The organism is Amycolatopsis sp. NPDC058986, assembly GCF_042741125.1.
Lineage (GTDB): Bacteria > Actinomycetota > Actinomycetes > Mycobacteriales > Pseudonocardiaceae > Amycolatopsis.
This window is the reverse complement of the sequence record NZ_JBHYJW010000045.1, coordinates 1-16,735: the sequence shown is the minus strand read 5'-3', so window position 1 is coordinate 16,735 and position 16,735 is coordinate 1. Positions and strand designations below refer to the sequence as shown.

At 68.3% G+C, this 16,735-nt stretch carries 15 protein-coding genes; 9 read left to right on the top strand and 6 right to left on the bottom strand.

Annotated features, from left to right (window positions below):
* Positions 1–15: 15 nt before the first annotated feature.
* A complete protein-coding gene (locus ACFW0G_RS31925; RefSeq protein ID WP_378329158.1) occupies positions 16–1,428 on the bottom strand; it encodes an aldehyde dehydrogenase in 1,413 nt (470 codons plus the stop codon).
* Here ACFW0G_RS31925 and ACFW0G_RS31920 point away from each other — a divergent pair.
* The 5 genes from ACFW0G_RS31920 (at position 1,393) to ACFW0G_RS31900 (ending at position 6,947) form a co-directional block, all read left to right on the top strand.
* On the top strand, positions 1,393–1,821 hold the full coding sequence (locus ACFW0G_RS31920; RefSeq protein WP_378329157.1) for a hypothetical protein: 429 nt from the start codon (positions 1,393–1,395) through the stop codon (positions 1,819–1,821). The genes ACFW0G_RS31925 and ACFW0G_RS31920 overlap by 36 nt on opposite strands.
* A 98-nt stretch (positions 1,822–1,919) precedes the next feature.
* Positions 1,920–3,506 carry an FAD/NAD(P)-binding protein gene (locus ACFW0G_RS31915; RefSeq protein ID WP_378329156.1) on the top strand — a complete coding sequence of 529 codons (1,587 nt, stop codon included), beginning with the start codon at positions 1,920–1,922 and terminating at the stop codon, positions 3,504–3,506.
* A complete protein-coding gene (locus ACFW0G_RS31910) occupies positions 3,503–5,065 on the top strand; it encodes a 4-hydroxyphenylacetate 3-hydroxylase N-terminal domain-containing protein (protein ID WP_378329155.1) in 1,563 nt (520 codons plus the stop codon). Before ACFW0G_RS31915 ends, ACFW0G_RS31910 begins: the two co-directional genes overlap by 4 nt.
* Before the next feature lie 2 nt (positions 5,066–5,067).
* Positions 5,068–6,270, top strand: coding sequence for a PLP-dependent aminotransferase family protein (locus ACFW0G_RS31905; RefSeq protein WP_378329154.1), 1,203 nt, complete (start codon positions 5,068–5,070; stop codon positions 6,268–6,270).
* Entirely contained in the window at positions 6,270–6,947 is a 678-nt protein-coding gene (locus ACFW0G_RS31900; RefSeq protein WP_378329153.1) for an RraA family protein, read from the top strand. Before ACFW0G_RS31905 ends, ACFW0G_RS31900 begins: the two co-directional genes overlap by 1 nt.
* A 6-nt stretch (positions 6,948–6,953) precedes the next feature.
* On the opposite strand, the gene ahcY is transcribed toward ACFW0G_RS31900, so the two are convergent.
* Positions 6,954–8,414 (bottom strand): adenosylhomocysteinase, encoded by a 1,461-nt coding sequence (ahcY, locus tag ACFW0G_RS31895; RefSeq protein ID WP_378329152.1) that lies wholly within the window; start codon positions 8,412–8,414, stop codon positions 6,954–6,956.
* 158 nt (positions 8,415–8,572) lie between these two features.
* Between ahcY and ACFW0G_RS31890 the strand changes: the two genes are divergently transcribed.
* Together ACFW0G_RS31890 and ACFW0G_RS31885 are read left to right on the top strand one after the other, a co-directional pair.
* Positions 8,573–9,862: an acetyl-CoA carboxylase biotin carboxylase subunit family protein gene (locus ACFW0G_RS31890; protein WP_378329151.1), complete on the top strand. Its 1,290-nt coding sequence runs from the start codon at positions 8,573–8,575 to the stop codon at positions 9,860–9,862.
* A gap of 26 nt (positions 9,863–9,888) precedes the next feature.
* Complete coding sequence (locus ACFW0G_RS31885) at positions 9,889–11,091, top strand: MFS transporter (RefSeq protein WP_378329150.1); 1,203 nt, start codon at positions 9,889–9,891, stop codon at positions 11,089–11,091.
* Between the two features lie 186 nt (positions 11,092–11,277).
* On the opposite strand, the gene ACFW0G_RS31880 is transcribed toward ACFW0G_RS31885, so the two are convergent.
* The 4 genes from ACFW0G_RS31880 to ACFW0G_RS31865 are packed head-to-tail and all read right to left on the bottom strand — an operon-like array spanning position 11,278 to position 14,487.
* Positions 11,278–11,988, bottom strand: coding sequence for an aspartate/glutamate racemase family protein (locus tag ACFW0G_RS31880; RefSeq protein WP_378329149.1), 711 nt, complete (start codon positions 11,986–11,988; stop codon positions 11,278–11,280).
* 18 nt (positions 11,989–12,006) lie between these two features.
* Entirely contained in the window at positions 12,007–13,233 is a 1,227-nt protein-coding gene (locus ACFW0G_RS31875; protein ID WP_378329148.1) for an MFS transporter, read from the bottom strand.
* On the bottom strand, positions 13,230–13,937 hold the full coding sequence (locus ACFW0G_RS31870) for a TenA family transcriptional regulator (protein WP_378329147.1): 708 nt from the start codon (positions 13,935–13,937) through the stop codon (positions 13,230–13,232). Before ACFW0G_RS31870 ends, ACFW0G_RS31875 begins: the two co-directional genes overlap by 4 nt.
* Positions 13,921–14,487 (bottom strand): GNAT family N-acetyltransferase, encoded by a 567-nt coding sequence (locus ACFW0G_RS31865; protein ID WP_378329146.1) that lies wholly within the window; start codon positions 14,485–14,487, stop codon positions 13,921–13,923. The genes ACFW0G_RS31870 and ACFW0G_RS31865 overlap by 17 nt, the downstream gene beginning before the upstream one ends.
* A gap of 254 nt (positions 14,488–14,741) precedes the next feature.
* Between ACFW0G_RS31865 and ACFW0G_RS31860 the strand changes: the two genes are divergently transcribed.
* Positions 14,742–15,821, top strand: a complete 1,080-nt coding sequence (locus ACFW0G_RS31860; RefSeq protein ID WP_378329145.1) for a PLP-dependent cysteine synthase family protein — start codon at positions 14,742–14,744, stop codon at positions 15,819–15,821.
* A 266-nt stretch (positions 15,822–16,087) separates the two neighbouring features.
* Positions 16,088–16,735 (top strand): Acg family FMN-binding oxidoreductase (locus tag ACFW0G_RS31855; RefSeq protein WP_378329144.1); only part of this gene is annotated, 648 nt, incomplete at its 3' end.

Below are 16,735 nucleotides of genomic sequence, written 5' to 3'. Positions count from 1 at the left end.
ATTCCTTCCTGTTCGCTAGCGTCCTGGCCGGATGCGCAAGGTGACCGCGCGGGGCTCGGTGAAGAACTCCCGCGAGTACTGCCCGCCCTCCCTGCCGAGGCCGCTCCTGCCCTCGCCGCCGAACGGCAGCCGCAGATCACGGACGAGGTAGCAGTTGACCCAGACCGTGCCCGCCTTCCAGCGGTTCACCATCCGGTGCGCGCGGTCGAGGTCGGTGGTGAAGAGCAGCCCGGCCAGCCCGTACGGGCTCGCGTTGGCGAGCCGCAGCGCCTCTTCCTCGGTGTCGAAGCCGATGACCGTCTCGACGGGACCGAAGATCTCCTCCTGCGCGGTACGGGATTCGTTGCCCAGCCCCGAAATCACCGTCGGCGCGTAGTAGAACCCTTCGGCGAGGCCGGGTTCGCTGATCCGGTGGCCACCGGAGACGACGGTGCCGCCTTCGTCGCGTGCCAGCTCGACGTAGCCGCCGACCTTGTCCAGATGCCGCTGCTCGATCAGCGGTCCCAGCGTGGTGGCCGGATCCTTCGGATCGCCGACGACGATCTGCTCGGCCGCGGCGGTGAACCGGGCCAGGAACTCGGGCAGGATGCCGCGCTGCACGAAAAGCCTCGACCCGGCGAAACACATCTGGCCGTTGCCCGCGAAGATGCCGCGGATCGACTCGGGCACGGCGACGTCGAGATCGGCGTCGTCGAAGACGATGTTGGCCGATTTCCCGCCCAGCTCGGCCGAAACCGGGGTGAGGTTCGGCGCGGCCGCCCGCAGGATCCGCACGCCGGTCGCGGTGGAGCCGGTGAAGGTGATCCGGTCGACGCGGGGATCGGTGGTGAGCGGGCCCGCGACCTCGTCGCCGCCGAACCCCTGCACGACGTTCAGCACCCCTTCGGGCAGGCCCGCCTCCAGCGCGAGCTCACCGAAGCGGGACGCGGTCAGCGGGGTCTGCGGCGCGGGCTTGAGGATCGCGGTGTTGCCGAAGGCCAGCGCGGGCGCGAGCTTCCAGCTCGCGAGCATCAGCGGGGCGTTCCACGGGCTGATCGCGGTGACCACGCCTGCCGGCGGGTACAGCGTGTACGACAGCAGATCGCCGTCCGGGTAGGCCTCGTTGCCCGCCATCGCCGCGTAGTCGGCGAAGAAGCGCAGGTTGTACGCGGTGCGGGGAACGTCGGCGTGCCGGGCCTGGGTGATGATCTTGCCGCTGTCCCGGGTTTCGAGCATTGCCAGCTCTTCGAGGTGACTTTCGACGTTGGCCGCGACCGCGTGGAGGATCTTCCGGCGTTCCTTCGGGGGCATCCGCGGCCAGGGGCCGTCGTCGAAGGCGGCGCGGGCGGCCTCGATGGCCCGCGTGGCGTCCTCGGCCGTGCCGCGTGTGACGGTGCCCAGCAGGGAGTTGTCGTGCGGATCCCGCGTCTCGAACGTCTCGCCGGTCACCGACTCGAACCGGTCCCCGCCGATCAGATGCCGAATCCGCCGTATTGCCGGACCGGCCGTTACTTCAGTGGTCATGCCCGCATCTCCAGCGCTGAATTCGATCAGCAATCGCGTATTTCCGGCAGCGCTCGCCGCGCGTCGAACAAGGGGGACCCCGAATCCATCATTCACACGCATCCGGCGCACGTCAAGCAGTTTCACGATGTGCCGGATGGCCACCCATCGAGCCTTGATCGAGCCTCGATCGACGACTGTCCACAGGAGAGCGAATCGGGGGCGACCCGCAAGCAAGGAGTAGAAAAGCGCGGTGTGGTGAGAAGTATTCTCGAATGGCTAAACGCGGGCGAACGCATATCCGCGTCGATGGAGGAGAGGGTGGGGCAGGGCTCGTAACCTTCCGTCGCTCGGTTCCCCCTGTTCATGAACGCGCCGTTGTTTCCGCGCGTTGTTCGCTGGATGGCCGATGACGTCCGCTGATGATGAGAGATGGAATGAGCTACCCACGTTCGCTCGGCAGACCGGCAGACGATCGATGGCCGGAGCTGGCCGTCGTCGGCGGTGGCGCGTCGGCGGTGTGCCTGCTTGACGCGCTGGCCGAGGCCGAGGGCCCCGCGGGCGGCATCAAGATCTTCGAGACCTCGTCCCACCTGTGGCGCGGCAGGCCGTTCCGGCCGGACCTGGACACCGTCCGGGTCAACATTCCCCCGGACGGCATGTCGGTGCGGTTCGGCGACAGCGGCCTTTTCCAGAACTGGCTGTCCCTGCGCGACCGCGACGGCGGGCCCCTCCACCGGGATCCCTTCTGTGGCATCAGGTTCGTGCCGCGCGGGATGTTCGGCGACTACCTCGTCCAGTCCGCGCGCGCGGTGCTGGCCAGGCTGATCGAGCAGGGCTGGCGGGTCGAGGTGATCAGGGAGTCCGTCCGGTCCGCCACCCCGGACGGCGGGGGACTGCGGCTCGAAACCGGGCGGGGGCGCCGGTTCCACGCCGACCACGTCGTGCTGTGCGTCGGCCGCGGCAAACCGACCGACACGTACGGACTGAGTGGCGCGCCAGGGTTCGTCGCCGAGCCCTACCCCCTCGCCACCACCCTCGCCGAGGTCGATCCCGACGGCGAGATCGCGGTGATCGGCAGCGGGCTGACCGGCGTGGACGTGGTGCTCGGGCTCGCGGGCCGCGGGCATCGCGGCAAGATCCGGATGCTCTCGCGCAGCGGCGTGCTGCCCATGGTCCGGCAGCGGCAGATCGGCTACCGGCTCGAGCATTTCACCCCGGAGCACTTCCGCGCCATCGCCGCGCGGGGCGAACGGATCACTTTGAGCGAGGTCATCGCGGTCATGCGGGCCGAGTTCGCCGACGCGGGCGAAGATCTCGAAGCCACGATCGACGACGTCCTGCGCGGCGAGCGCGAGGAGCCGGTCGCGCGGCTGCGGCGGCACGTCGCCGAGGTCGATTCGGCGAATGTCGGCCTGCGGATCCTGCAACGCGTGGTGCCCGCCGCCGGGCCGGACGTGTGGCCGCTGCTGCCCGAGCACGAGAAGAACGCGTTGCTGCGTGAGCACTATCGCGCGCTCATGAGCGTCTGCTGCCCGATGCCGCCCGCCAGCGCGGCCAAGCTGCTCGAACTCGTCGACGCGGACAGGCTCGAAATCGTCTCCGGGATGCGGGACGCGAAGCCCGCCGACGAAGGCGGGTTCACCCTGTCCACAGCGGACACCACGTACCGGGCGGACTTCGTGTTCAACGCGGTCAACGTGCCCGCGGACAAGATTCCGGTCAAAGCGGAGCCGTTGATCACCTCGATCGTCGACAGCGGCCTCGGCGAACGGCACCCTCGCGGCGGCCTGCACGTCGACCGCGCGAGCAGCAGGCTCACCGTCGAGGGGACGGGCGACGGGCGGATCCACGCGCTCGGCGACCTCGCCTCCGGCACCCTTTTCTTCACCTTCGGCCTCCCGTCGCTGGTGGACCGTGCCCGCGACATCGCCGCCGACCTCACCGAACTGACCACAAAGGACGGTGTGGTGCTGTCGCGGGACGCCTGGAAGTCTCCGATCCCCTGGGGAGAAGCCGCATGACCACCCTCGAACAGCCGGTCGCGCCGAGTGGCGGGCACCACGACGTCCGCCCGATGACCGGCGCCGAGTACCTCGACTCGCTGCGCGACGACCGCGAGGTGTACATCTACGGCGAGCGAGTCGGTGACGTCGTGGATCACCCCGCGTTCCGTAACAGCGCCCGCTCGATCGCCCGGCTCTACGACGCGCTGCACGCGCCGGAAGCCGAGGGCACGTTGCGGGTACCGACCGACACCGGCAACGGCGGCTTCACCCATCCGTTCTTCAAGACCGCGCGTTCGTCGGAAGACCTGCTCTCCGCGAGGGAGGCGATCATCGCCTGGCAGCGGCAGGTGTACGGCTGGATGGGCCGTACTCCCGACTACAAGGCGTGTTTCCTGGGCACGCTCGGCGCGAACTCCGGGTTCTACGGCGAGTACGAGCCCAACGCGCTGCGCTGGTACAAGGAGGCGCAGGAGCGCGTCCTCTACTTCAACCACGCGATCGTGCATCCGCCGATCGACCGCGCCAAACCCGCCGACGAGGTTTCCGACGTGTGTGTGCACGTCGAGAAGGAGACCGATTCCGGGCTCGTCGTCTCCGGCGCGAAGGTGGTCGCCACCGGTTCGGCGCTGACGAACGCGAACTTCGTCGCGCACTACGGCCTGCCGGTCAGGGACAAGAAGTTCGGCCTGGTGTTCACCGTCCCGATGGACGCGCCCGGTCTGAAACTGTTCTGCCGCGCCTCCTACGAACTGGCCGCCGCCGCGCTGGGCAGCCCGTTCGACTACCCGCTCTCCAGCCGGTTCGACGAGAACGACGCGATCATGGTGTTCGACGAGGTCCTGGTGCCTTGGGAGAACGTGTTCATGTACGACGCCGCGGCCGCGAACGAGTTCACCGCGGGCTCCGGTTTCCTCGAGCGCTTCACCTTCCACGGCTGCACACGGCTCGGGGTGAAGCTCGATTTCATCGCGGGCTGCGCGATGAAGGCCATCGAGATGACCGGCAGCTCCGGGTTCCGTGGCGTGCAGGCGCAGATCGGTGAGCTGCTCAACTGGCGCGACCTGTTCTGGAGCCTCTCGGAGTCGATGGCGAAGTCGCCGAACCCGTGGGTCGGCGACGCGGTGCAGCCGAACGTCAACTACGGCATGGCGTACCGGACCTTCATGGGCATCGGCTATCCGCGGGTCAAGGAGATCCTTCAGCAGACGCTCGGCAGCGGCCTGATCTACCTCAACTCGCACGCCGGCGACTGGAAGAACCCCGAAGTGCGGCCGTATCTGGACAAGTACGTCCGCGGTTCGAACGGGATCGAGGCCCTCGACCGCGTGAAGCTGCTCAAGCTGCTGTGGGACGGCGTCGGCACCGAGTTCGGCGGCAGGCACGAACTCTACGAGCGCAACTACTCCGGCGACCACGAGACGGTCCGCCTGCAGACGCTCGGCATGTACGAGGGGTCCGGTCAGGCGGACGCGCTCAAGCGGTTCGTCGACACCTGCCTGGCCGACTACGACCTCGACGGCTGGACCAGCCCCGATCTGGTCACGCCGGACGACATCGAGATCATCCGGAGCTGACCGTGTCCGAATTCAGGTGGGACCAGGTGTTCGCCCGCAGTGTCCGCAGCGGGGCAGGGGACGAGATCACCTCGATCCTGAGCCAGGCGGGCGACGACCGGATCATCGCGTTCTCCGGCGGCTACCCGCATCCGGAGACCTTCCCGCGTGCGGCGATGGAGGCCGGCTTCGCGAACGTTCTCGCGGACCCGGCGGCGTTGCAGTACGGGCCGACCGGGGGACTGCCGGGGCTGCGGGACTGGTTTTCCGGCTGGCTCGGCGACCACGACGGCCTGCGCCCCTCGGACGGCGAGCTCATCATCACCAGCGGTGGCATGGAAGGGCTCAAGCTGCTCACCGGCTGCCTGCTCGACGCCGGGGACCGGGTGCTCGTCGAAGGCCCGTCGTTCATGGGCGCGATCATGGCGATCCGGAACGCGCTGGGCGTCATCGAAGCGGTGCCGATGGACGAGCACGGCCTCGACGTCGACGCGCTCGCGAGGACGCTCGCCGACGGGCGCAAGCCCAAGTTCCTTTACACGATCCCGGATTACCAGAACCCGATGGGCGTGAGCCTGTCCGTCGAACGGCGGCACGCGCTGGTGGCGCTGGCGAGGAAGCACGGTTTGCTGCTCGTCGAGGACGTGGCCTACCGCGAGCTCGGGTACGACGGTGACCGGCGGCCGAGCCTGCGGACCCTGGCCCCCGATGTCGTCGCGCAGCTCGGCACGTTCTCGAAGACGTTCTCGCCCGGTCTGCGCACCGGCTGGATCAGCGCGCCCGCGCCGCTCGTCGCCGCGCTTTCGCGGGCGAAGCAGTTCACCGACCAGTGCACGTCGCCGCTCGGTCAGCTGCTGCTGGAGGACTACGGCCGTTCCGGTGGCTTCGACGAGGGTATCGTCGCTTCGCGCGCTTTCTACCGCGGCCGCTGCGAAATCATGATGAAGGCGCTGGAGGTGCACCTGCCCGGATGGGTCCGGTTCACGCGTCCCGAAGGTGGGTTCTTCACCTGGCTGACGCTGCCCGGCGAGGTCGACACTCTCGCGCTGGCCGAGCGTGCGCTGGCCGAGCACATCACCTTCGTACCCGGCTCGATCTTCTATCCCGACGCCCGGGGCAGGCACGAACTACGGCTGGCCTACAGCAGGGTGCCCGACGAACAGATCGACGAGGGCGTCGGGCGGCTGGCGCGAATCCTGGCCGAAATCACCGGAAAGGGACTCTGATGCGGACCGTCCACAATGAACTCGTCAGGCCCGGCGCCGAACTCGTCGAGGCGTTTCGCGAGATAGCGCGCGCGGAGTACAGCCCGAGCTGCCTTGTCGCCGATTCGCGGTCGAAGATCGGGGTGATCGGCGGGCTCAAGCCGGTCAAGCGCGAGCACAAGATCGCCGGGCCCGCGCTGACCGTGCACCTGGCCGCGGACGAGCTGGTGGACTGCCTGCCGGTGCTCGCCACCGCGAAGCCCGGCGACGTCGTCGTGGTCGCCTGCCACCGCTCGCCGAGGATGGCGATGTGGGGCGGGCTGATGTCGACCCTTTCGCAGATGGCCGGGATCGCCGGCGCGATGATCGACGGACTGGTCCGCGACGTCGACGAGATCCGCGATCTGGACTTCCCCGTGTGGTACGCCGGGACGTTGCCGCGGCGCTGCCCCGGCATCACGCACGACGGTACGGAACCCTTGCAGACCAACGTCCCGGTGGTGGTGGAAGGCCAGCTCATCGAGCCGGGCGACATCATCGTCGCCGACGAGAACGGTCTCGGCGTCGTCTCGCCGACGGTCGCCGAGGCCGTCCTCGCGGACACCCGCGAGCTGCTGGACAAGGAGCGGGTGATCCGCGACAAGATCAACTCGGGGGCGGGCCTGCACCAGCTGCTCGCCGAGTTCGGCGTCATCTGAGAGGCGTCAGTAGCGGTAGTGGTCGAGCTTGTACGGGCCGTCGACGTCGACGCCGATGTAGTCGGCCTGTTCCTTGGTGAGCTTGGTCAGCTTCACGCCGAGCGCGTCGAGGTGGAGCCGTGCGACCTTCTCGTCGAGGCGCTTGGGCAGCCGGTAGACATCCTTGCCGTACTCGCCGGGCTTGGTGTGCAGCTCCAGCTGGGCGATCGTCTGGTTGGTGAACGAGTTCGACATCACGAAGCTCGGGTGGCCGGTCGCGTTGCCGAGGTTCATCAGGCGGCCCTCGGACAGCACGATGAGCGACTTGCCGTCTCGGAACTTCCATTCGTGTACCTGCGGCTTGATCTCGACCTTCCGGATGCCCGGGATCCTGGCGAGCCCGGCCATGTCGATCTCGTTGTCGAAGTGGCCGACGTTGGCGACGATCGCGTTGTGCTTCATCCTGGCCATCTGATCGGCCATGATGATGTTGAAGTTGCCGGTGGTGGTGATGAAGATGTCGCCCTCGGACAGCACGTCGTCGAGCTCCACCACCTGCAGGCCTTCCATCGCCGCCTGCAGCGCGCAGATGGGGTCGATCTCGGTGACCACGACGCGCGCGCCCTGCCCCCGCAGTGACTCGGCGGTGCCCTTGCCGACGTCGCCGTAGCCGCAGACCACGGCGAGCTTGCCGGCGATCATCACGTCGGTACCGCGGTTGAGCCCGTCGATGAGCGAGTGGCGGATGCCGTATTTGTTGTCGAACTTCGACTTGGTGACCGAGTCGTTCACGTTGATCGCCGGGAACAGCAGTTCGCCGTCGCGCGCCAGCTTGTAGAGCCGCTTGACGCCGTTGGTGGTTTCCTCGGTGACGCCCAGGATCTCCTGGGACATCTTGGTGAACCGCTGCGAGTCCTCGGCCAGGGACGTGCGCAAGGTGTCGAGAATCAGGCGGTATTCCTCGGGGTCGTCCTCGGCGGCCCGCGGCACCGCGCCCGTGGCCTCGAACTCGACGCCCTTGTGCACGAGCAGCGTGGCGTCACCGCCGTCGTCCAGGATCGCGGTCGGCCCCTGCCCGCCGTCGAACCGGAACAGCTGGTCGGTGCACCACCAGTACTCTTCGAGCGTCTCGCCCTTCCAAGCGAAGACCGGCGTTCCGGCCGGGGCCTCGGGAGTGCCGGTGGGGCCGACGACGACCGCGGCGGCGGCGTCGTCCTGGGTGGAGAAGATGTTGCACGACACCCAGCGCACGGAGGCGCCGAGTTCGGCCAGTGTCTCGATGAGCACCGCGGTCTGCACGGTCATGTGCAGCGAACCGGCGATGCGCGCGCCCTTGAGCGGTTTCGCGGGGCCGAACTCGCGGCGGGTCGCCATCAGGCCCGGCATTTCCTGCTCGGCCAGCCGCATCTGGTGACGGCCCCGCTCGGCCAGCGCCAGATCCGCCACCGCGAATTCGACGCCATTGACCTTCCGCAACCCGACTGTCATTGTTTCTCTCCTTGTGCGTTGCCGCCGCGTGGTCCAGACAGCAATGGCGAAGAAGAAAATCCGCGCCATTGTGCGAAAATCTGGGGAGACCGTTTGTTCAGAACTTACCGCCGTGCTGTTGGCGGATCTTCTCCGTGCGTGCGACATGAGGGAATGGAATGTTCAATCTGCGTAAGGCGAACGGTGACCGTTATCTGCTGGTGCTCGGCGCCGACATCCTCCTGCGGGAGCGAGCCATCGTCTCCGCCTTGCGGAGTTATCCCGGTCAGGTCTTCGGCATGGCACCGTCACCGGACGGGCTCAACCGGTTCTTCGACGAGGTGCTGCGCGCGGACTACTACGACGCCAAGGCGGCGCTCGCCGCGGTGGAGCGGTTCGAGCGGGAGACCGGCCTGCGCCCGGCCGCGGTGGTGCCCATCATCGAGATGACCGTGCACGTCTCGGTCGCGATCGCCCGGCACTACGGCCTGCCCTGCCTGACCGACGAGGCGGTCAGCCGGTCCCGCGACAAGCACACGATGAAAGCCGCCTTCGAAGCCGCCGGAGTGCCGACCGCGCGGCACCGGACGTTCGGCACCCTGCCCGAACTCCGGGAGGCCGCCCGCGAGCTGAACTTCCCGCTGGTGCTCAAGCCGCGTGACTTCGCGGGCAACACCGGCACGATCAAGGTCGGCTCGCCGGACGAGTTGCCCGCCGCCTACGACCACTGCCGCGCCGAGCTGCTCGCGATCGCGCCGCTGTACGACTTCAGCGACGGCCGCTTCCAGGCCGAGGAGTTCGTGACCTCGACGCACGAGGTGTCCGTCGAGGTGCTCAACCACCGCGACCAGCGCGCCGTGCTCGCCGTGACGGACAAGGCGAAGCTGCCGGCGCCGCACTTCACCGAGATCGGCCAGCTCGTGCCGGGCCGGGAGACGGACAACCAGGCAGTGCGCGAGCTCGGCGTCAGGGCGTGCGAGGCGCTGGGGATCACCAGGGGCATCGCGCACGTCGAGATCCTGGTCGACGGTGACAACCTGAGCGTGGTGGAGGTGGCCGCGCGGCCGGGCGGCGACGGCATCATGGACCTGATCGACCGGGTGTACGGGTTCAGCCCGTACGACCTGCACTACGCGTCGTACCTCGACACGATGGACGAACTGCCGGAGATCCCGCGCGAACCGGCGGGGATCGGCGCCATCCGGTTCCTCAAGGCGCCGGTCGGCACCATCACCGGCGTCGGCACCGTCGAGGAGTTCACCGACGAGGAGCTGGCGCTTTACGTGACAGCCAAGGAAGGCGACCGCTCGCACCCGGCCTCTTCCTACCTGACGCGCGACGGGGTGATGGAATTCTTCCGTTCCGGGAGTGACGCGGCGAGCGATCCCGTGGCGTTCGCCGACGCGGTGGCCGCGCTCGCCGCGACCAGGACGGGGGAGGTGTTCACCGTTGCCGAAGACGGCCGGTGAACTCGGGAGATGAGGGGGAATCCTCGGTGATCGGCACGACACTGCGCACCGTCGGCGGGCTCGACCGCGATCTGCGCACGCTGTTCACGGTGACGTTGCTCTTCCGCGCCGGGCTGATGGCTTTTCCCTTCCTGTCGGCCTATCTGCTGATCGGGGACGGCTATGGCCCCGTCGACGTCGGCCTGATCGTCGGTGCCTTCGGTATCGGCGCGGTCGCGGCCGATGTGGTCGCGAGCGTGCTGCTCGGCCGTGTCCCGGCCCGGGCGGTGATGCTGGGCGGGCTGGTGCTGCACGCGGTGGTCCTCGCGAGCGTGCCGAGCCTGAGCGGCGTCGCGGTGCTCGCCGCCGCGACCTTCGCGTGGGGGTTCACCTTCGAGATCTACACCCCGGCGTCCTACTCGCTCATCATCGACCGCACCACGCCCGGCGACCGCAAGATCGCCTTCGCCTGCAACAGGCTGGCCATCAACGTCGGGATGGGGGTCGGCCCGGTGCTGGGCGGGCTGGTGTTCGCCGTCGAGCCGGTCGCGTTGTTCTGGATCAACGCGGTCTGCGTGCTCGGCGCCGGCTGTTACCTGCTGCTCGGCACCCGGCCCGCCGCGGGCGCACCGGTGCACGAGGAGAAGCCCAGGAAGCGGAGGCTGGTCGCCGGGTCACTGCGCGAGGAAACCCGTTTCTGGACCATTTTCGGGCTCTCACTGCCGATCCACCTGGCGTACGCCCTGCCGCCGGTGCTGGTCAGCGCGTATCTGATCCAGGGGCTCGGAATGCCGAGTTACTGGGTGAGCGTGGTGTTCGGGCTGAACGCGGCCATGGTCGTGCTCGTCGAGGTGCCGCTGAACAAGGCGATGGCTTCGCTGCCGCATGCTTCGTCGCTGCTCATCGGGTACGGGCTGGCGGGTCTGGGCTTCGCCGCCATGGGATTTTCGCCCGCGCCCGCGGTGCTCCTCGGCGCGACGGTGCTGTGGACGATGGGTGAGATGATCGTTTTCCCCAGTCTGCTGAGCTATGTCAGTGAGGTGTCCAAGCGCGAGGTCGCGGACCGGAACATGAGCCTGTTCTCCGGTGGGGTGAACGTCGGGGTCATCGCGGCGCCGCCGGTGAGCCTGGCGCTGACCTCGAACGGCCCCAGCACGCCTTGGCTGGTGATCGGCGGCGCCGTGCTCGCGGCGTTCGTGGCGCTGGCCGCCGCCCGCCTTTCGCCCTACACCTGGCAGCAGGACTCGTAGTTCTCGTCCCCACGGCCTCGAGCGTCGCGAACGGAGCGTTCGCGACGACCGAGACCCGGTGCTGTCCGGTCGGGACGCCCGAGGGACGCCCTGGGTGCGTTGAGTGCGACGAGGGCGTCCCTCGGTGCGGTGAGCGCACCGAAGGCGTGCCTCGGTGGATCCGCGTCCACAAAGGACGACCTTCGGCTAGTCCTTGGCCAGGCTGAACTCGACCGCGGCGTTCACGTGGAGTTCGGTGGTGTCGTAGAGGGGGACGTCCGGGACGTCGGACTGGCGGATCAGCAGCCCGATTTCGGTGCAGCCCAGGATGATTCCTTCCGCGCCCTCGGCGACGAGGCCGCGGATGATCTCGACGTACCGGGCGCGGGCGGCGTCCGTGAAGATGCCCTTGGCGAACTCCTCGAAGATGGTCTCGTGCAGGTAGGCGCGGCCCGGTTCGTCGGGGAGGCGGACGTCGAGTCCGAAGCGGTCGCGCAGCCTGCCCGCGAAGAATTCCTTCTCCATGGTGAAGCGGGTGCCGAGCAGGCCGATCGTGCGGCGGCTGTCGGCGACTATCGCCTCGCCGGTGACGTCGGCGATGTGGATGAGCGGGATGCCGATCTCGGCCGCGGCCTCGTCGGCGACGTTGTGCTGGGTGACGCAGGCGATCAGCACGCAGCCCGCGCCGCCCTTTTCGAGCCCCTGCGCGAGTTCGGTGACCTTGCGGCCGACCGAGGCCCAGTCGTCCGCGCCGTGCCATTGGATGATCTCTTCGAAGTCGGTGCTGGAGAGCAGCAGCCGCGCGGAATGCCTGGCGCCCAGGCGTTCCGCGATCCGCTCGTTGATCATCCGGTAGTAGGTGGCCGAGCTTTCCCAAGCCATGCCGCCGATGACGCCGACGGTCCTGGTCTCCTGCATGCTGTCTCCTCGGAACGGTCAGGGGGTCACGAGTTTCCGGTCGGGATCGGGCATGCCCGCGATCAGGCCGACACTGAGTACCGCGAGGCCGCCGGTGACCACGATCTCCAGCAGGTACGAACCGGTCGAGTCGCGGGTGTACGCGCCGAACTGGCTGCTGAGCGCGGCGCCGATCTGGTGCGCGGTCCAGATGAAGCCCATCACCGTGCCCTTCACCTCGATCGGGAACGCCTTGAGCACCCAGAGGGACGTGGCCACGACCGTGACGAGGTAACTCAGGCCGAACACGCACCCGAACAGGATCACGGCGAACCCGGACGTGGACACCGAGATCAGGAACATCGAGGCCGCGCGCATCAGGTAGCCGCTGATCAGCACGCGCTTGACCAGGCCGCGGTCGCACAGCCTGCCCGCGACCAGCGAGCCGCCGATCTCGAACAGCCCGAGCAGGATGACGCTCGTCGCGCTGAGGTCGGTGTGGACGTGCATGTCGCCCATGAACGGCATCAGGTGCACGTCGATGAACGCCATCGTCGCGCCGCAGGCGAAGAACGCGCCCGCCAGCCGCGCGAAGGTGGACGTCTTGAGTGCCGAGGCGATGCTGGGACGTTCGCCGGCGGCCGAGCGCGAAGCGGCCGGCTTCGCCTCGCCGCGGAACCGCAGCGCGGTGAGTGGCGTGATGACGCACAACAGCAGCACGCCGAGCCCGATGAGCACGCTGTTCCAGCTGGTCTTGCCGTCGAGCCAGGTCCACAGGGGAACCAGCAGGATGAACCCGGCGGCGGTGCCGTTCGTCAGCAGTGCGTAGAAGAACCCCTTGCGTTTCTCCGAGAACAGCCGGTCGACCAGCACGCCGAGCGGCACGTACGAAAGCATCGTGTACGCGAAAGCGGCCAGAATCCCGTAAGCCGCCACGAAAACGGCGAACGAAGGGACCAGCGCGCACAGCAGGAACGCGAAACCGGCGCTCACCGTGCCGATCAGCAGCACCCGGCCGGGCCCGAGCCGGTCGGCCAGCGCACCGGTCAACGGCGCCGCGACGGCGTACGTGATCGCGAAAGCCGTTGTGGCCAGTGCGAACGTGCCGCGTTGCTGGCCGAACGACTCCGCCATCGGCAGGAAGTAGACCTGCACCGTGTTCTTGAGCGAGGAGCCGAGCAACGAGATGACGAACCCCAGTACGACGGAAGCGGCGAGGACACCCCCGCCGATCTTGGCCGCTTTGGTGGCCGTGGCGGCGCTCATCGCACACCGGTCAGATGGCGTTCGGCGACGCCGTCGTACACCCCCTGGAACAGCTTGCAGGTGTGCTCCACCACCTCGAGCGCGTCCTGCTGCATCTTCGCGTCGGTGCACAGGTCGTTCACCAGCGCGATACCCTCGCGGACGTGCCCGACGTCTTCCTTGGCGTGCACGGAAAAGAAGAGAGTGTCGTCGTCGGTGAGGCCATAGACCTTGCCCAGCAGCGAATGGCGGTGCTGGCCGGCGGTATCCTCGAGGTTCTGGCCCTCACTGGCGATCGCGACGGCGGCCGCGCCCAGGTGGTAGGTCTCCGGATTCTTCACCAGGTCCATGCGGTAGTCGATGAGCTCCTGGGTCTGCGGATACGGCTTGGCCGCGTCCCTGGTGGCGTCGTCGATCCGGATGGCGCGCACGAAGTCCTGCATCAGGCGGACGTGGTTCTTCGTGCCGGAAAGCCTCCCGGTCTCCTCCTCGTACATGTTGACCATCAGCGCCTTCTTGTGCTTGGGCAACGGGCAGTGGAAGAAGAGGTGTTCGATGTAGGTCAGGAAGTGCTTGGTGAGCTGGTAGCCCTGCAGGGTCAGTGCCTGCAGCAGCTCCCAGTTCGCCTCCGGCTTGACCAGCTCGGCGACGAGCGGGTGCGCGACCGAGGTGTGTGCCTCGATCGTGGCGTAGCACCGCTTCTTGAATTCATCCTTGCTGAGCACGGGATACCTCCTTGTGGAAAAGCCTTGCCTCGAGCTGTTTCACCGGCTGCGCCAGGTAGACCCCGGAGTAGCTCTCCGCGCCGATCCGGCCGTAGTCGTCGAGCCTGCCGTACTCGCCGAATCCGTAGGAACGCCAGATTCCTTCCGCCCTGATACCGGCGCGGACGTCGAGCCGGAGCAGCTCGATCCCGATCTCCTCGCAGCGGCGGACCACCTCGCGGAAAGCCATGGTCACCACCTGGCCGCCCCGGTGCCCGGGATGCACGGCGCCGGTCGTCAGCTCGCCGATGTGCCGCTGGTTGGCCGTGGCGGGGCGGTTGATCGCCACACAGCCGACGACCTCACCGGACTCCGCGCGCACGGTCAGCAGCTGTGTCTGACCGGAGGTGATGCCCTCGGCCAGTTTCGCCCGCAGGGCCGCGGACGCCTCGGCCGTCGGGTCGGCGGGCAGGCCGACGAACGGCTCGTCGGCCGAAACGATTTCGATCAGCTGGACGACCTCGGCGACACCGGAGTCGGATCCGGCTTTCAGCCATACGCATTCATACACGGCGAAGCCCCCAGTTCGCTGCCCGAAAGGCCTGATCGAGGTGAGCGACAGGCGCGCTGGATCTTGTCCTGGGCAACGACGCTATCGGCGTTCCCCGCGCATCGACAACTTCGGTCGTGCGCACGTGGCCAGCCGGCGACGGCCGCGGTGTCGCGGTCTCCGGTTCAGCGGAGCAAGCGAGGAAAAGTCGTTCTGTGCGACCATGGTCGCGCGAGCCGCCGTCGTGGACGGAAGAGGTGGGGAGGAATGGCTGAATGGCGATCCACGATAACGTACTGGGGTTGATCGGCGGGACGCCGATAATCCGGTTGCGCAACTTCACCGTGCACAACGGCGGTCAGGTACTGGTCAAGATCGAGTCGGCCAATCCGGGCCGCAGTATCAAGGACAGGGCCGCGCATTTCATGATCGAGCAGGCCGAGTCGAGCGGCAGGCTGCGTCCCGGTGACACGATCGTCGAGTCCACTTCGGGCAATCTCGGCAAGTCGCTCGCCCTCATCGGTGCGGCGAAGGGATACCGCGTCATCCTGGTGGTCGACCCCAAGACGCCGGTGTCCGTGCTCCGCTACGCGAAAGCGCTCGGCGCCGAGATCGAGCTGGTGGACACTCCCGACGAAGGCGGCGGTTACCAGCGTGGCCGGCTGCAGCGCGTGCGGCAGTTGCGTGACGGCGATCCCCAGGTGTTCTGGCCGGATCAATATCGCAATCCGGACAACCCGCGTATTCATGCCGAGCACACCGCGGGCGAAGTGCTGAATGATCTGCCCGAATTCGACGCGCTGGTGGCGTCGGTCAGCACCGGCGGCCACATCAGCGGGCTTTCCCGCACGCTCAAAGGGAAACTGCCGGGTCTCACGACGATCGCGGTGGACGCCGCGGGCTCGGCGGCGTTCGGGTTCCCCTTCCGCGGCTACGCGATGCGGGGGCTCGGGCTGGCCTGGAAACCGGGCAACCTCGACCTTTCGGTGGTCGATCGGGTCCATCTGGTCGGTGACCACGAGGGCATCGCCACGAGCCGGGCACTCGCGCGTCGCGAAGGGGTGCTCGTCGGCGAGTCAGCCGGAGCGGCGGTGTTCGCCGCGCTGCACCACGCCCACCACAACCCGGGCAGCCGGATCCTCGCGGTCGCGGCCGACGACGGCGCCAACTATCTTGGCGAGTCCTTCGACGACGACTGGCTGCGCGAGCGCGGACTCGCCGCGGTGCTCGACGACGTCACACTGCGCGAACCCGACCGCCTCATCGAACTCGCGCGGCGCCCGGCGCATCCGGCCGTCCCAGCGGCGTCGCTGCGTGGCCCGGACGGCCGCGACGAGCTGAAGCGTGCCGCATAGCGGGCGTGCCGAGCTACGGCTTTCCACCTCCGCGGGAAGCCGGGAGACCTGCCGGCGCTCTGATCGTCCACAGTGGCCAGTGCGGATGGGAACTGCGGATCCTTTCCACCGCGGCCTCGGCCGCGAGCGCGGGTCCTCCTGATGTGCCCTTGGTGCCGGGCGGGCAGGGACCAACGTCCCGCGATCCGGTGACCGGTGGCCGCATCGGACGGCGCGGTGGGAGGCGATGCTGAACGGGTGAGGGACGACGAGCCCGGGGAGCAGCGATGACACGCTCACTGTCCATTGTGGTCGATCAGGCGCTCGCGGCCGCGGTCCGGGCACCTTCGCCGCACAACAGCCAGCCGTGGCGGTTCGCGGTCGATGGCGACCGGATCGAGATCTGGCTGGACCGTGACCGCGTGCTGACCGTGGCCGACCCGGAGGCGCACGAAGCCAGGATTTCCTGCGGTGCGGCGCTGCTGAACCTCGTTGTTTCCCTGCGGTGCCAGGGGGTCGAACCGCGGGTCGAGGTGCTGCCCGACGAGTCGGAACCGGATCTGCTCGCGTTGGTGACGCGCGACGGAAACCATCGCGTCGCCGTCGAGGACCAGACGCTCGCCGACGCGGTGTTCCGCAGGCATACCCATCGTCGGCCGTTCCTCGACCGGACGGTACCCGCAGGTGTACGGGCCACGTTCGCCCGCGCGGCGAGCCGTGAGGGCGCCGGCCTCCATTTCGTGGACGCCGAGTACGCGGGTCTGACCGCGCTCGTGCGGCGCGCGGAGTTCCTGCAGGCGGGCGACGACGCGTTCCGGGCCGAAGCAGCCCGATGGACGCGTCGTCACGCCGCCAGCCCGGACGGGGTGCCGCTCTCGGCCGCGGGCCCGCCACCCGACCACGACGGCGTGGTCGCGTTGCGGGAATCCCACCTC

Coding starts and splice junctions, on each gene's coding strand:
- ACFW0G_RS31915 (WP_378329156.1), top strand. CDS start 1,920: ATGAGCTACCCACGTTCGCTCGGCAGACCGGCAGACGATCGATGGCCG.
- ACFW0G_RS31910 (WP_378329155.1), top strand. CDS start 3,503: ATGACCACCCTCGAACAGCCGGTCGCGCCGAGTGGCGGGCACCACGAC.
- ACFW0G_RS31900 (WP_378329153.1), top strand. CDS start 6,270: ATGCGGACCGTCCACAATGAACTCGTCAGGCCCGGCGCCGAACTCGTC.
- ahcY (WP_378329152.1), bottom strand. CDS start 8,414: ATGACAGTCGGGTTGCGGAAGGTCAATGGCGTCGAATTCGCGGTGGCG.
- ACFW0G_RS31890 (WP_378329151.1), top strand. CDS start 8,573: ATGTTCAATCTGCGTAAGGCGAACGGTGACCGTTATCTGCTGGTGCTC.
- ACFW0G_RS31880 (WP_378329149.1), bottom strand. CDS start 11,988: ATGCAGGAGACCAGGACCGTCGGCGTCATCGGCGGCATGGCTTGGGAA.
- ACFW0G_RS31875 (WP_378329148.1), bottom strand. CDS start 13,233: ATGAGCGCCGCCACGGCCACCAAAGCGGCCAAGATCGGCGGGGGTGTC.
- ACFW0G_RS31860 (WP_378329145.1), top strand. CDS start 14,742: ATGGCGATCCACGATAACGTACTGGGGTTGATCGGCGGGACGCCGATA.